Here is a 15132-nt window from a genome sequence, read left to right on the forward strand (position 1 = left end):
CGAGAACTTCGAAAAAGAAAGGGGCTTTCCCCGTGCGGGAGGCACGGGGAAAGCCCCTTTCGACGCCGTCGCTCAGGAAGCCGCGCGGCGTTTCGTCCAGATGTCGTAGGCCACCGCGGCCAGCAGCACGACGCCCTTCACGAGCATCACCCGCTCGCTCGGCGCACCGATCAGGGACATGCCGTTGTTGATGACCGCCATGATCAGGCCGCCGGTGATCGCGCCGACCACCTTGCCGACGCCGCCCTGCACCGCCGCGCCGCCAATGAACGCCGCCGCGATCGCGTCCAGCTCGAAGTTGACGCCCGCCGTCGGGCCGGCCTGGTTGAGCCGGCCCGCGAAGATGATCCCGGCCAGCGCCGCCAGCACGCCCATGTTGACGAAGATCCAGAACGTCACCGACTTGACCTTGACGCCCGAGAGCGTCGCGGCCTGCAGGTTGCCGCCGACGGCGTAGATGTGCCGCCCGAACACGGACTTCCCGGCCACCAGCGAGTAGCCGAGCACCAGCACCGCCAGCAGGATCAGCACCCACGGCAGGTTCTTGAACCGCGCCAGCTGCACGACCAGCGCGAGGACGAGCACCGCGATCCCGGCGAGCTTGAGGATGAACATCGGGAACGGGTCGACGTCCTGCCCGTAGCCCAGCCGCGCCGAACGCTTGCGCCACTGCGTGAACCCGATCCCGGCCACCGCGGCGACGCCGGCGAGCAGCGACACCAGGTCGGCGCCCCCGAGCGGCCCGAGGCCGATGTTGCCCAGGTAGCCGTCGGTGAAGCCGTTGGACAGCGTGCGGATGGCGTCCGGGAACGGCCCGATGCCCTGGTTGCCCAGCACCGTCAGGGTCAGCGCCCGGAACGCCAGCATCCCGGCGAGCGTCACGATGAACGCCGGGATCCCGAAGTAGGCGACCCAGTAGCCCTGCCACGCGCCGATCACCGCGCCGACGACGAGCGTGATCAGCACCGCCCAGAACCACGGCAGGTGCCAGTTCACCATCAGCACCGCCGAGACCGCGCCGGTCATCGCCACGACCGACCCGGCGGACAGGTCGATGTGCCCGGAGATGATCACCAGGATCATCCCGATCGCGAGGATCAGTACGTAGCTGTTCTGCACGATGATGTTGGAGATGTTCTGCGGTTCCAGCAGCGCACCGCCGGTGAGCACCTCGAACAGGACCACGATCAGCGCGAACGCGACGTAGATGCCGCTCTGGCGCGGGTTGATCGAGATCCGCCGGGCGGAGCGCTCGGCCGGGGGCGCGTCGGGCCGCGCTTCGGTCGTGGTCATTGCCGTTCCTTGGTCATGTACTGCATGAGCAGTTCCTGGGTGGCTTGTTCGCGGGTCGCCTCGCCGGTGATGCGCCCCGCCGAGAGCGCGTAGATCCGGTCGCAGAGCCCGAGCAGTTCCGGCAGCTCGGAGGAGATGACCAGGACGGCCTTCCCCTGGGCGGCCAGTTCGTTGATGATCGTGTAGATCTCGAACTTCGCGCCGACGTCGATGCCGCGGGTCGGCTCGTCGAGGATCAGCACGTCCGGGTCGGTGAAGATCCACTTGGCCAGCACGACCTTCTGCTGGTTGCCGCCGGAGAGCTTCCCGGTCACGCTGCGCACGGACGGCGCCTTGATCCGCAGGTCGCGGTGGTATCGGGCGGCCGTGTCGTGCTCGGCGTGCTCGTTCACCCACCCCCGCTTCGCCAGCTTGCCCAGCCCGGCCGCGGACACGTTGCGCTGGATGTCCTCGATCAGGTTGAGCCCGTAGCGCTTCCGGTCCTCGGTGGCGTAGGCGATGCCGTGGCGGACGGCGTCCTGCACCGACCGGACGTCGATCTCCTTCCCGTGCTTGACGATCCGCCCGGAGATGTCCTTGCCGTAGGACCGGCCGAACACGCTCATCGCGAGCTCGGTGCGGCCCGCGCCCATCAGCCCGGCCAGCCCGACGATCTCCCCGCGCCGCAGGGAAAGCGACGCGTTGTCGACGACGACGCGCCCGGCCTGGCTCGGGCTGTGCACGGTCCAGTCCTCGATCCGCAGCACCTCTTCGCCGATGTCCGGCTCCCGGGGCGGGAAGCGGTGCTCGAGGTCGCGCCCGACCATCCCGGTGATGATCCGCTCTTCGGTCAGCCCGGCCGCGTCCAGCGTCTCGATGGTGCGGCCGTCGCGCAGGATCGTGACGGTGTCGGCGATCGCGGTCACCTCGCCCAGCTTGTGCGAGATGATCACGCAGGTCACGCCCTCGTCGCGCAGCCCGCGCAGCAGGTCGAGCAGGTGGGCCGAGTCGTCGTCGTTGAGCGCCGCGGTGGGCTCGTCGAGGATGAGCAGCTTCACCTCCTTCGACAGGGCTTTGGCGATTTCGACGAGCTGCTGCTTGCCGACGCCGAGTTCCTGCACCGCCCGGGTCGCGTTTTCGGCGAGGCCGACGCGCCGCAGGAGCGCGTCGGCCTCGTGGTTGGTGCGGTTCCAGTCGATCCAGCCCCGCTTGTGCTGTTCGTTGCCGAGGAAGATGTTCTCCGCGATCGACAACTGACCGCACAGCGCGAGCTCCTGGTGGATGATCACGATCCCGCGCCGTTCGCTGTCGCGCACCGACCCGAACTCGCACCGCTGCCCGTCGAAGGTGATCTCGCCGTCGTAGGTCCCGTGGGGGTAGACGCCCGAGAGCACCTTCATCAGGGTGGACTTCCCGGCGCCGTTCTCCCCGCAGATCGCGTGGATCTCCCCGTGGCGCACGGAAAGCGTGACGTCGGACAGCGCCTTGACCCCGGGGAAGGTCTTGGTGATCCCGCGCATGCCGAGTAGTTCGGTCATTTCAGCTGACCTGCCGTGTAGTAGCCGGAGTCCACGAGCTCCTTCTGGTAGTTGGCCTTGTCCACGGTGACCGGCTGCAGCAGGAAGGACGGGACGACCTTCTTGCCGTTGTCGTAGTCGGTGGTGTTGTTGACCTCGGGCTTGCCGCCCTTGAGCACCGCGTCGGCCATCTTCACCGTGGTGTCGGCGAGGATGCGGGTGTCCTTGAAGACCGTCGAGTACTGCTCACCGGCGATGATGGACTTGACCGAGGCGACCTCGGCGTCCTGCCCGGTGACGATCGCGTACGGCTGGCCGGCGGTGCCGTAGCCGTTGCTCTTCAGCGCCGACAGGATGCCGATCGACAGGCCGTCGTACGGCGAAAGCACGCCCGCGACCTTCGCGCCGCCGGTGTAGGTCTTGGTGAGCAGGTCCTCCATGCGCCGCTGCGCGGTGGCCGGGTCCCAGCGCAGGATGGCCGCGCGGGCGAAGTCGGTCTGCCCGCTCTTGACGACCAGCTTGCCGCTGTCCATCAGCGGCTTGAGCACGGACATCGCGCCGTTGAAGAAGAACGTGGCGTTGTTGTCGTCCGGCGAGCCGGCGAACAGCTCGATGTTGAACGGTCCCGGGCCGGTGCCCAGGCCCTTGACCAGCGAGTTCGCCTGCTCGACGCCGACCTTGAAGTTGTCGAAGGTGGCGTAGTAGTCGACGTTGGGCGAGTTGCGGATCAGCCGGTCGTAGGCGATGACCGGGATCTTCTTGTCCGCCGCCTCCTGCAGCTGGGTGGTGATGGCGGTGCCGTCGATCGAGGCGACGACCAGGAGCTTCGCGCCCTTGGTGATCTGGTTCTCGATCTGGTTCACCTGGGTCGGGATGTCGTTCTCGGCGTACTGCAGGTCGACCTTGTACCCGAGCTTCTCCAGCGCCGACTTGATGTTGTCGCCGTCGTGGATCCACCGCTCCGACGACTTCGTCGGCATGGTGACGCCGACCAGCGCGCCCGCCGCGCTCGCGGTGCCGGCCGGCGCCGCCTGGTCGGCGGTCTTCTGGCTCGACCCGCACGCGGAGAGCGTCAACGCGAGTCCCGCGGCCGCGAGCGCCGCGATTCCTCTGGTGAACTTCATTGTTCCGTTTTCCTTTCTCAGAAACCCTGGGCGAGGCGGTGGTACGCCTGGTTCCAGCGGATGCGGTCGGCGAAGCCGTGCGGCGTGGTGTCTTTGTCGATCACCAGCAGCTCGACGCCGAGCAGGTTCGCGAAGTCGCGAAGGGATTCGGTGCTGACGGCCTGGGTGAGAACGGTGTGGTGCGGGCCGCCGGCGGTGATCCACGACTCCGCGGAGGTCGACAGCGACGGCGCCGGCTCCCAGACCGCCCGCGCCACCGGCAGGTTCGGCAGCGGCTCGTCCGGCGCGACGACCTCGATCTCGTTGGCCACCAGGCGGAACCGGTCGCCGAGGTCGACCAGGCCGAGCGTGACGCCGGGCCCGGGCCGGGCGTCGAAGACCAGCCGGACCGGGTCCTCGCGGCCGCCGATGCCGAGCGCGTGGATCTCGCACGACGGCTTCTCGGCGGCGATGCTCGGGCAGACCTCGAGCATGTGGGCGCCGAGGATCTTCGGCGTGCCCGGCCCGAAGTGGTAGGTGTAGTCCTCCATGAACGACGTGCCGCGGTCGGCGCCGACGCCCATCGCCTTGACCGCGGCGAGCAGCGCCGAGGTCTTCCAGTCGCCCTCGCCGCCGAAGCCGTAGCCGTCGGCCATCAGCCGCTGGACGGCCAGGCCGGGCAGCTGGCGCAGGCCGCCGAGGTCCTCGAAGTTCGTGGTGAACGCGCCGAACCCGCCGTCGGTGAGGAACTTCCGCAGCCCGGCCTCGATCTTCGCCGCGTACCGCAGCGACTCGTGCCGCGCTCCCCCGGCCGCCAAGTCGGCGACAACGTTGTAATCCTGCGCGTACTGCGCCACGAGGGAGTCCACTGTGTCCTTTTCGGACACGGCGTCCACGACCTCGACCAGGTCGTTGACGCCGTAGGTGTTCACCGAGACGCCGAACCGCAGCTCCGCCTCGACCTTGTCCCCTTCGGTGACGGCGACGTCGCGCATGTTGTCGCCGAACCGGGCCAGCCGCAGGTTCCGCAGGTGGTCGGCGCCGATCGCGGCCCGCGCCCACGCGTCGATCCGCGCGACCACGGCCGGGTCGCCGACGTGCCCGGCGACCGTCTTGCGCGGCACGCCCAGGCGCGTCTGGATGAACCCGAACTCGCGGTCGCCGTGGGCGGCCTGGTTGAGGTTCATGAAGTCCATGTCGATGGTCGACCACGGCAGGGCTTCGTTGAGCTGGGTGTGCAGGTGCAGCAGCGGCTTGCGCAGCGCGTCCAGCCCGGTGATCCACATCTTCGCGGGCGAGAACGTGTGCATCCACGCGATCACGCCGACGCAGGACGCGTCGGCGTTGGCTTCCTGCAGCACGCGCCGGATGGACGCGGACTCGGTGAGCACCGGCTTGCCGACGATCTCGGCCGGGAGCCCGCCGGAGGCGGCCAGCAGCTGCTGGATGCGCAGGGACTGGCCGGCGACCTGTTCGAGGGTCTCCTCGCCGTAGAGGGCCTGGCTCCCGGTGAGGAACCAGAGCTGGGGTTTCGACGCGCGGGTCATCGTTCTCCTTGAAATCAGTGCTGGCCGTAGACGTTCTGGTACCGGGCGTAGAGCCGGTCGACGTCCTCCGGCGGCAGGGGTTCGGGCGTGCCCAGCTCGAAGGCCTTGTGCACGGTGCGGGCCACGTCCTCGACCATCACCGCCGCCTTGACGGCGTCGCGGGCGGTGCGGCCGACGGTGAACGGGCCGTGGTTGCGCATCAGCACGGCCGGCGAGCGGCTGGCGCGAAGCGTTTCGACGATGCCGCGGCCGATGGAGTCGTCGCCGATCAGGGCAAACGGCCCGACCGGCACCTCGCCGCCGAACTCGTCGGCGATCATCGTGAGCACGCACGGGATCGGCTGGCCGCGGGCGGCCCACGCCGTGGCGTAGGTCGAGTGCGTGTGGACGACGCCGCCGATCTCGGGCATGTGCCGGTAGACGTAGGCGTGCGCGGCGGTGTCCGACGACGGCGCGAGCTCGCCGTGCACCAGCTCGCCGTGGAGGTCGGTGACGACCATGGTGTCGGCGGACAGGTCGTCGTAGGACACCCCCGAAGGCTTGATGACCATCAGCTCGCGGCCGGGCACGCGGGCCGAGACGTTGCCCGCGGTCCAGATGACCAGCGCGTTGCGGGTCAGCTCGCCGTGGAGGTTCGCCACGGTCTCCCGCAGTTCCGCGACGGTGTCGAGAACCTCGTCGGTCAGGGACATCAGGACCGTCCTTCCGCGACAGCTCGGGAAACGGCGCGGCGGCGGGCCGCGAGGCGGTGCATGACATCGTTGCCGCCGCGGCCGAAGTAGTCGTGCAGCGTCGTGTACTCGGCGTACAGCTCGTCGTAGGCGGCGACGTGGGCGGGGACCGGCTGGTACACCGCGCGGCGCACCGAACCCATCGCCTCCGCGGCCGCGCGGATGTCGGCGTGGGCGCCGGCGGCGACGGCCGCGTGCATGGCCGACCCGAGCGCGGGGCCCTGCTCGGAGCCGATCACCGACAGCGGGAGGTTGGTGACGTCGGCGTAGATCTGCATGAGCAGCGCGTTCTTGACCAGGCCGCCCGCGATGATCAGCTCGGTGACCGGGACGCCGGCCTCGCCGAACGTCTCGATGATCTTGCGGGTGCCGAACGCGGTCGCCTCGAGCAGCGCGCGGTAGACGTCTTCGGGGCGGGTGGCGAGGGTCTGGCCGACGATCACGCCGGACAGCTCGTGGTCGACGAGCACCGACCGGTTTCCGCTGTGCCAGTCGAGGGCGACCAGGCCGTGTTCGCCGATCTCCTGCTGGGCGGCCAGCCGGGTGAGCTCGTCGTGCCCCTCGCGGGCGAAGTGCCCGGTGAACCAGCCGAAGATGTCGCCCACGCCGCTCTGCCCGGCTTCGTAGCCCCAGAGCCCGGGGACGATGCCGCCTTCGACGACCCCGCACATCCCGGGGACCTCGCGCAGTTCGGCGCCGTTCATGACGTGGCAGGTCGAGGTGCCCATGATCGCGACCATCTGCCCGGGTTCGACGGCGTTCGCGGCGGGCGCGGTGACGTGGGCGTCAACGTTGCCGACGGCGACCGCGATGCCCTCCGGCAGCCCCGTCCACGCCGCCGCCTCCGCCGTCAGCGACCCCGCCCGGGAGCCCAGCTCGCCCAGCGGGTGCTCCAGCTTGTCGGCGACGAAGGACTCGAAGCCCGGCGCCAGCTCGCGGAGGAAGTCGCGGCTCGGGTACTGGCCGTCCTGGAGGATGCCCTTGTACCCGGCGGTGCAGGCGTTGCGGACGTAGACCCCGGCGAGCTGCCAGACGATCCAGTCGGCCGCTTCGACCCAGTGCCGCATGGCGCCGTAGACCTCGGGCGCCTCTTCGAACACCTGGAGTCCCTTGGCGAACTCCCATTCCGAGGAGATCAGCCCGCCGTAGCGCGGCAGCCACTTCTCGCCGCGGGTGCGGGCCAGCTCGTTGATCCGGTCCGCCTGCGGCTGGGCCGCGTGGTGCTTCCACAGCTTGACGTAGGCGTGCGGGTCGCCGGCGAACTCGGGCAGTTCGCACAGCGGCGTGCCGTCCGCGGTCGTCGGCACCATCGTGCAGGCGGTGAAGTCGGTGGCGATGCCGATGACGTCGGCCGGGTCCGCCCCTGCCGCGGTGAGCGCGGCCGGGACGGCGGTGCGGAGCACCCCGACGTAGTCCGCGGGCACCTGCAGCGCCCAGTCCGGCGGCAGCGCGCGGCCGGTGGCCGGCAGCGTCTCGTCGAGCACGCCGTGCGGGTACTCGAAGACCGCGCTGCCCAGCTCGGCCCCGTCCGCCACGCGCACGACCACCGCGCGGCCCGACAGCGTGCCGAAGTCGACGCCGACGGTTAGTGGTTCTCCCACGGTGTCCTCTCTCCTGGTGTTGTTCAGCGGCCGGTCATGACCAGGGTGGTCACGGAGTTGGCGGGCAGGGTCAGCTTCGACGTCGCCGCCAGCCCGGTGAGCTCCCTCGTCTGCGGCACGATGGCGGCCGGCGCGGCGAGGCTGTTGCGGCCCGCCGGGTCGCCGGTGAGCGTGGTGAGCGTCCCGGTGCCGTCGACCGCCGTGACGCCGGTGAGCCCCAGCCGCGCGGTCTGCACCTGGCCGGTCGGGTTGACGAGCTTGACCGTGAACGTCTTCTTCCCGCCCTTGGTGGTCACGTTGACCACCTGCCGCAGCGGGCTGCCCTGGTTGAGGCGGCTGGTCACGATCTGCTTGCCGAGCGTGCTGGAGAACATCTGCTGCACCCAGTACGACGGCGAGCCGTAGCTGGTCCCGGCGTCGAAGCCGATCAGGTTGACCGGCCAGCTGGACTGGTTCTCCTGCACCAGCACCGGCGCGTACATCGAGCCGATGACGACGTCGCTGTTGCGTTCCAGCCCGGTGAGGAACGCGGCCTCGCCGATGGCGGCGGCCAGGGTGCCGGTGGGCCGGCCGTCCTGGGCGCCGTACTCGCCGACGAGGATGTCCGGGCCGGAGCGGTCCGCGGTGTCGTAGCGGGTCGAGTTGTCGGTGAACCACTGCGGCGACTGGTAGTAGTGGTCGTCCGCGGCGTCCGGGCGCACCCCGGTCGACGTGCTCGACGCGGCTCCGCCCTGCAGGCCACCGGTGGTGGCGATGACGGTCAGCTGCGGGTACTTCGCCTTGATGGCGTTGTCCATGTCGGTGAAGCGCCAGGCGTAGCTGCCGGAGCCGTCGAACCAGTCTTCGTTGCCGACCTCGACGTAGTGCAGGTCGAACGGTGCCGGGTGCCCGTCGGCGACCCGCTTCGCGCCCCACGTCGTGGTGGCGTCGCCGATGGCGTACTCGATCTCGTCGAGGGCTTCCTGGACGTACTGCGGGTAGTCGGCCTGGCTGACGTGCTGGCCGTTGAGGGTGTAGCCGGCGAACAGGGCCAGGAGCGGCTGGGCGCCGATGTCCTCGGACAGCTTGAGGTAGTCGAGGATGCCGAAGCCGTCGGTGGACCAGTAGCCCCACGCGGTGTTCTGGTGGCCGGGCCGCTCTTCCGGCTTGCCGATGGTGTTCTTCCACGCGAACCGCGTGTCGAGGGTGTTGCCTTCGAGGTAGTTGCCGCCCGGGACGCGGAACAGGCCGAGCTTCATCGCCGCGAGCTTCTGCCCGAGGTCGAGGCGGACGCCGTGGTTCTTGAAGGTGGGCGGGAACAGCGACACCTGCTGGAACCAGGCGTCGCCGGCCAGCGCCTTCTTGGTCTTGTTCACCAGCGACACGACGATCCGGTTGTCGGTGGACGTCGTGATGGTCGAGGGTGTGGTGAAGCTGAACGTCTGCTGTCCCCAAGCCGTGCCGAGCTGGAGATCCTTGCTCGCCAGCACGGTGCCGTCCGGCTTCTCCAGGCTGACCCGGACCGCACCGGTCCAGGTGCCCTTGGCGAAGAAGCTGCCGGTGTACTTGGTGGACGGCTTCGCGGCGACGCCGTAGTAGCCGACGTTCGCCGCGGCCACGCGGCCGCCGGCCGGGACCGCGTCGGCGTGCAGCTTCAGCGATCGGTCGAGGGCGGTGTTCAGCGGCGTGGCCGTGTCGATGGCGTAGGTGCCGGTGGCGCCGGCCGACGTGACCAGCGACCAGTACGGCACCGGGGTGTCGCCCGCGCCGCTGCCGCGCTGGTAGGCCTCCTTGAAGGTGCGGTTGCGGACGAGTTCCGCGTACAGCCCGCCTTCGACGGAGTGGCTGATGTCCTCGAGGATCGAGCCGTAGGTGGTCGGGCGGGTGTTGGCGCGGACGACGTTGGCGTCCACCGCGAGCTGGTTGGCGCCCGCGAGGGTGCCGATCTGGGCGGCGGTGAGCGGGAAGCGGCGCAGCTCCAGCTCGTCGACCGCGCCGGTGAGCCCGGCGCCGACCGTCAGGGGTGCCGCCGCGGTCCCGGAGGCCGGGCACGCGGAGACGTCGAGGGTGGTGCCGGTGGGGGTGCCGCAGGTGCTCGTGACCGCGGCGGCGTCGCCGTCGGAGTAGACGGTGAGCCGCTGGGACGCGCGGTCGAGGACGACGGCGGCGTGGTGCCAGGTGCCGTCGGCCAGCCCGCCGCCGGTGGTGGTCACCCGGAGGGTGCCGACGCGGGCGGTGAGCTTGCCGCCGCTGACGCCGAGCGCGTAGCCGTCGCCGTGGTCCACCAGCGTTCCGTCCGCGGTGGTGCGGAACCACGCGGCCAGCGAGAGCGAGCCGGTGCCGGTGTCGAACGCGGGCGAGGTGCCCATGTCCACAGTGGACTTGCCGTCGAGCTGGACGGCCTTGCCCGCCGCACCGGCGGTCCAGGTCGCGCCGCGAAGCGTGCCGTCGGCCGCGTTCGCCGACGAATCACGCGCGATCGTGCCGGTGCCTTCGTCGAAGTGCCACGAGCCGCTCGCGGCCAGTGCGGCGACGGCGGACGCGGTCAGCGGCGTCGGGTACGCGCGGACGTCGTCCACTCCCCCGGCGAACCAGTCGGCCGGGGCGCCCGCCCACTTGCCGCGCCCGATGACCAGGTGCCCGGCGGCGGTCCACGGCGTGGTGAACGGGACGCTCTGCTGCAGGGTTCCGTTGACGTACAGGGAAAGCGTGCCGGCGGCGCGGTTGTAGACGCCGACGACGTGCTGCCACTGGCCGGCCTGCGCGGGCAGCGTCGACACCGCGGCGGAGGACGCCGAGTCGCCGTCGGCCGCCCGGCGGGTGAAGGCAAACCGGCCGTCGGCGGCGCGCTGGAGGTAGAAGCCGCTGATCGCCGAGCCGTCGACGCTGACCGCGGTCCGGAAGCCGGGGTCCGCGGTCGGTTTCACCCACGCGGACACCGAGAAGCTCTGCCCGGTGTCGACGACCGGGCCGGGGACGTCGACCGCGGCGCCGGTGCCGTTCAGCACCGCGCCGTGCGGGCCGACCACGCCGTCGCCCCAGCTCGCCCCGCCGGTCAGGGTGGCGGTGCGGGCGTCGAGGGAGTCGTCGGCCGCGGTGGTGCCGGTGCCCTCGTCGAGAGCCCAGTGGCCGGCGATGGCCAGGCGGCCGGCGTCGGCCGCGGTCAGCGCGCCCGAGTAGGCGCGGACGTCGTCGATCGAGCCGTCGACGTAGTCCACCGGGTTGCCGCCGTACTTGCCGCGGCCGATCACCAGGTGCCCGGTGCCGGCCCAGCCCGCAGGCGCGGAGACGGTGGCCTGGCGGGTGCCGTCGACGTACAGCGAAAGCGTCGACGCGGCCGAGTCGAAGACGCCGGTCAGCTGGTACCACTGGCCGGCGACGGGGTCGAAGTTCGCGGCCGCGACGACGCCGTCGGCGGGCGCGTCCCCGGCGAGGCGGGTGAAGGCGAACCGGCGCGAGTCGTCGCGGAACTGCAGGAAGAAGTTGCTGACCTGATTGCCGTCGATGCTGACGAACGTCTGAAAGCCCGATGTCTTGTCGAGCTTGACCCAGCTGCTGACGGAGAAGCTCTCGGTGGTGTCCAGCACAGGCGCGCCGGCGTCGGCGAACCCGCTCGTGCCGTCGGTCGTCAGGGCGCCGCCGCGGATGCCCGGGCCCCAGCCCGCGCCGGGGTTCAGGGCGGCGGGGTGCTCGCCCGCGGTGTCGGCGGCGCTCGTCCCGCTGCCGTCGTCGAACGTCCAGTGCCCGGCCAGGCCCGGCTCGGGGCCGGCCGCGGCGGTGGTGACGGGGAGGGCGCAGAACAGGGTCAGGGCCGTGAGGAGGGCCAAGGGGCGCCGGAGGGAAGGGATCATCGGTGGCTCCCCCGGGTCACGAGGCGCTGCAGGACGATGAAGACGAAGAGGAGGGCGCCGGTGATGATCGAGGTCCACCAGGAGTTCAGGGTGCCGTCGAAGGTGATCAGCGTCTGGATGATGCCCAGCACCATGATCCCGAGCACGGTGCCCAGCACGTAGCCGGAGCCGCCGGTGAGGATGGTGCCGCCGATGACGACCGCGGCGATCGCGGTCAGCTCGAGGCCGACACCGTTGAGCGGGTCGCCGGAAGACTTGTACAGCACCAGCAGCAGCCCGCCCAGCGCCGAGCAGAACCCGCTGATCGTGTACACGGCGATCTTCGTGCGGCCGGTCTTGAGGCCCATCAGCATCGCCGACTGCGCGTTGCCGCCGATCGAGTAGACCGTCCGCCCGAACCGCGTGAAGGCCAGCACGTACACCGCGACCGCGACGACGACCAGCGCGGCGACCACGCTGATCGAGATGTGCAGCTCCCCGCCGAGCGGGATCTGCGTCTGGGCGAGGGTCGCGATCGTCGCGTTGTCGATCGAGTACGCCTCGGTGCTGATCGTGTAGCAGAGCCCGCGGGCGAAGAACATCCCGATCAGCGTGGCGATGAACGGCTGGATCTCGAAGAAGTGGATGAGCGCGCCCATCCCGGCGCCGAGCAGCGCGCCGACCACCAGCACCACCGCGATCGCCGCGTACGCGGACCAGCCGTGCTTCTGCATCAGGTCGCCGGAGACCACAGTGGACAGTGCGACCACCGAGCCGACGGACAGGTCGATGCCGCCGGTGAGGATCACGAACGTCATCCCGACCGCGACCACGAGCAGGAAGGCGTTGTTGATGAACAGGTCGAGCACGACCTGCCCGGAGCCGAACGCGTCGTAGCTCGATGCGCCGAAGATGTACGCCCCGATCAGCAGCGCCATCGTCGCGAGGATCGGGAGGTGCCGCTGCTGCGGCCGGTAGCCCTTGATGCGGGTGAGCGTGGTCACGCCGTGACCTCCACCTTCTCCGGAGCGGATGTCGGGGCCGGTGCGGCCGGGCGGGCCTTGCGGCGGCGGAGCTTGCGGCGGAAGGCGGGCGACTGCAGCAGGCACACCGCCAGCACGACCACGGCCTTGAACAGCATGATCGCCTCGGGCGGGATGCCGAGGGCGTAGACGGTGGTGGTCAGCGTCTGGATGAGCAGCGCGCCGATCACCGCGCCACCGATGGAGAAGCGGCCGCCGGTCAGCTGCGTGCCGCCGACGACGACGGCGAGGATCGCGTCGAGCTCGATGAACAGCCCGGCGTGGTTGGCGTCGGCGCTGTGCACGTTCGCGCTGATCATCAGCCCGGCGATGCCCGCGCACAGCGCGCAGAAGACGTAGACGAGCCAGGTCAGCCGCGCCGAGCGGAGCCCGGCCAGCCGGCTGGCCTCGGGGTTGCCGCCGACGGCCTCCACGAGCAGCCCGAGGGCCGAGCGGCGGACCAGCAGGGACGCGAGCACGAACACCGCGAGGGCGATGAGGATCGCGCTCGGCAGCGTCAGCACGAACCCGCTGCCGATCCACTCGTAGGGCGCGGAGTTGATCGTGATGATCTGGCCGCCGGAGATCAGCTGCGCGATCCCGCGCCCGGCGACCATCAGGATGAGCGTGGCGATGATCGGCTGGATGCCGAGCGCGGCGACGAGCCAGCCGTTCCACACCCCGAGCACCAGGGAAAGCCCCAGCGCCAGCCCGACCGCGACGAGCGTGGCGCCCACGCCGCCGGGGTGGTCGGCGATCCACAGGCAGGCCAGCGAGCCGCTGATCGCGACCACCGCGCCGACCGAGAGGTCGATGCCGCGGGTGGCGATCACGAGCGTCATGCCGATCGCGATGAGGATCAGCGGGGCGCCGTTCTTCAGGATGTCGACGAGGTTGCCGTAGAGGTGGCCGTCGCGCAGTTCGATCGAGAAGAACGAGGGGCTCGCGATCAGGTCGCCCAGCAGCAGCGCGAGCAGCGCCACCACGGGCCAGAACAACCGGTGCTTGGTCATGAGACGGCTCCCTCGGCCATCGTGGCCATGATCTCGTCCGCGGTGAGTCCCTGGTTGTCCCGCTGCGCCACGACCTTCCGGTCGCGCAGCACGACGACGCGGTGGCTCAGCCGGAGCACCTCGTCGAGCTCGGCGGAGATGAACAGCACGGCCATCCCCTCGGCGGACAGCTGCGTGACGAGCCGCTGGATCTCCGTCTTGGCACCGATGTCGATGCCGCGGGTCGGCTCGTCGAGGATCAGCAGGCGGGGTTCGGTGATGAGCCAGCGGGCCAGCAGCACCTTCTGCTGGTTGCCGCCGGAGAGGTTGCCGACCAGCGCTTCGGGGTCGGCGGGGCGGATGTCGAGCGTCTTGATGTACTTCTCCGCGATTTCGTCCTGGCGGCGCCGGGACAGCGGCCGCGTCCAGCCGCGGGAGGCCTGGAGCGCGAGGACGATGTTTTCCCGGACGGTCAGTTCCTCGACCAGCCCTTCGGTCTTGCGGTTCTCCGAGCAGAACGCGATCCGGTGGTCGAGCCCGGCCCGCGGCGTGCGCAGGTTCGTGGCCTCGCCGTCGACGCGCACGGAACCGTGGTCGGCGTGGTCGGCGCCGAAGAGCAGCCGGGCGAGTTCGGTGCGCCCGGACCCGAGCAGACCGGCCAGCCCGACGACCTCGCCGGCGTGGATGTCGAGCGTGAACGGCTCGACCCCGCCCTTGCGGCCGAGGTCCTCGGCGGCCAGCAGCACCGGCGCATCGGCGACCTCGGCCCGGCTCGGCCCGGAGTCCTCCAGGTCTTCGAGGACCTGCAGCTCCTTGCCGATCATCCGGGTGACGAGCTCGACCGGCGTGATGTCGGCCGTGCGGTACTCGCCGATCAGCTTCCCGTTGCGCAGCACGGTCATCCGGTCGGCGACGGCGAAGACCTGGTCGATGAAGTGCGAGACGAACAGGATCGCCAGCCCCTGCTCGCGCAGGGACCGGACGACCTTCAGCAGCTGCTCGACTTCGCCGGCGTCCAAACTGGACGTCGGCTCGTCGAGGACGAGCACCCGCGCCTCGACGTCGAGGGCGCGGGCGATCGCCACCAGCTGCTGCACCGCGATCGAGCAGGTGCTCAGCTCGGCCGAGACGTCCACGTGGACGTCCAGCCGGGCCAGGAGCTCCTCGGCCCGCCGCCGCATCGGGCCCCACTGGATGCGGCCGAAGCGGCGGGGTTCCCGCCCGAGGCAGACGTTCTCCGCCACGGACAGGTTCGGGCAGAGGTTGACCTCCTGGTAGACCGTGCTGATGCCGGCCTGCTGAGCCTCGCCGGGACCGCCGAAGGCGACAGCGGTCCCGGCGAGCGTGATCGTGCCCGCGTCCACCCCGTACACCCCGGTCAGCACCTTGATCAGGGTGGACTTTCCGGCGCCGTTCTCCCCCATCAGCGCGTGGACCTCGCCCGGGAACAGGCGGAAGTCCACACCGTCGAGGGCGAGGACGCCGGGGAACTCCTTGCGGATCCCGGTCATGGTCAGGATTTCGGCGGGCATGCGGTG

10 protein-coding genes are annotated in these 15132 nt (G+C 70.5%); all 10 read right to left on the minus strand.

Translation table 11 applies throughout. From position 1 onward, the window contains the following. Nucleotides 1-72 precede the first annotated feature (72 nt). The 10 genes from mmsB to MUY14_RS15375 are packed head-to-tail and all read right to left on the minus strand — an operon-like array spanning nucleotide 73 to nucleotide 15126. Nucleotides 73-1293 (minus strand): multiple monosaccharide ABC transporter permease, encoded by a 1221-nt coding sequence (mmsB, locus tag MUY14_RS15330; protein WP_247023681.1) that lies wholly within the window; start codon nucleotides 1291-1293, stop codon nucleotides 73-75. Continuing rightward, a complete protein-coding gene (mmsA, locus tag MUY14_RS15335; RefSeq protein ID WP_247023682.1) occupies nucleotides 1290-2810 on the minus strand; it encodes a multiple monosaccharide ABC transporter ATP-binding protein in 1521 nt (506 codons plus the stop codon). The genes mmsB and mmsA overlap by 4 nt, the downstream gene beginning before the upstream one ends. After that, nucleotides 2807-3913, minus strand: a complete 1107-nt coding sequence (chvE, locus tag MUY14_RS15340; RefSeq protein ID WP_247023683.1) for a multiple monosaccharide ABC transporter substrate-binding protein — start codon at nucleotides 3911-3913, stop codon at nucleotides 2807-2809. The genes mmsA and chvE overlap by 4 nt, the downstream gene beginning before the upstream one ends. 17 nt (nucleotides 3914-3930) lie before the next feature. Then, complete coding sequence (gene araA / locus MUY14_RS15345; protein ID WP_247023684.1) at nucleotides 3931-5439, minus strand: L-arabinose isomerase; 1509 nt, start codon at nucleotides 5437-5439, stop codon at nucleotides 3931-3933. A gap of 14 nt (nucleotides 5440-5453) precedes the next feature. After that, the gene (locus MUY14_RS15350) at nucleotides 5454-6131 is read right to left on the minus strand and encodes an L-ribulose-5-phosphate 4-epimerase (protein WP_247023685.1); all 678 of its coding nucleotides are present in this window, start codon (nucleotides 6129-6131) and stop codon (nucleotides 5454-5456) included. After that, nucleotides 6131-7771 (minus strand): ribulokinase, encoded by a 1641-nt coding sequence (gene araB, locus MUY14_RS15355; protein WP_247023686.1) that lies wholly within the window; start codon nucleotides 7769-7771, stop codon nucleotides 6131-6133. Before araB ends, MUY14_RS15350 begins: the two co-directional genes overlap by 1 nt. Nucleotides 7772-7794: 23 nt before the next feature. Beyond that, nucleotides 7795-11601: a LamG-like jellyroll fold domain-containing protein gene (locus tag MUY14_RS15360; RefSeq protein ID WP_247023687.1), complete on the minus strand. Its 3807-nt coding sequence runs from the start codon at nucleotides 11599-11601 to the stop codon at nucleotides 7795-7797. Further along, on the minus strand, nucleotides 11598-12584 hold the full coding sequence (gene yjfF, locus MUY14_RS15365) for a galactofuranose ABC transporter, permease protein YjfF (RefSeq protein WP_247023688.1): 987 nt from the start codon (nucleotides 12582-12584) through the stop codon (nucleotides 11598-11600). The genes MUY14_RS15360 and yjfF overlap by 4 nt, the downstream gene beginning before the upstream one ends. Further along, nucleotides 12581-13615, minus strand: coding sequence for an ABC transporter permease (locus tag MUY14_RS15370; RefSeq protein WP_247023689.1), 1035 nt, complete (start codon nucleotides 13613-13615; stop codon nucleotides 12581-12583). The genes yjfF and MUY14_RS15370 overlap by 4 nt, the downstream gene beginning before the upstream one ends. Next, complete coding sequence (locus MUY14_RS15375) at nucleotides 13612-15126, minus strand: sugar ABC transporter ATP-binding protein (protein WP_247023690.1); 1515 nt, start codon at nucleotides 15124-15126, stop codon at nucleotides 13612-13614. The genes MUY14_RS15370 and MUY14_RS15375 overlap by 4 nt, the downstream gene beginning before the upstream one ends. Between the last annotated feature and the right edge of the window lie 6 nt (nucleotides 15127-15132).

Source organism: Amycolatopsis sp. FBCC-B4732 (assembly GCF_023008405.1).
Classification (GTDB): Bacteria; Actinomycetota; Actinomycetes; order Mycobacteriales; family Pseudonocardiaceae; genus Amycolatopsis; species Amycolatopsis pretoriensis_A.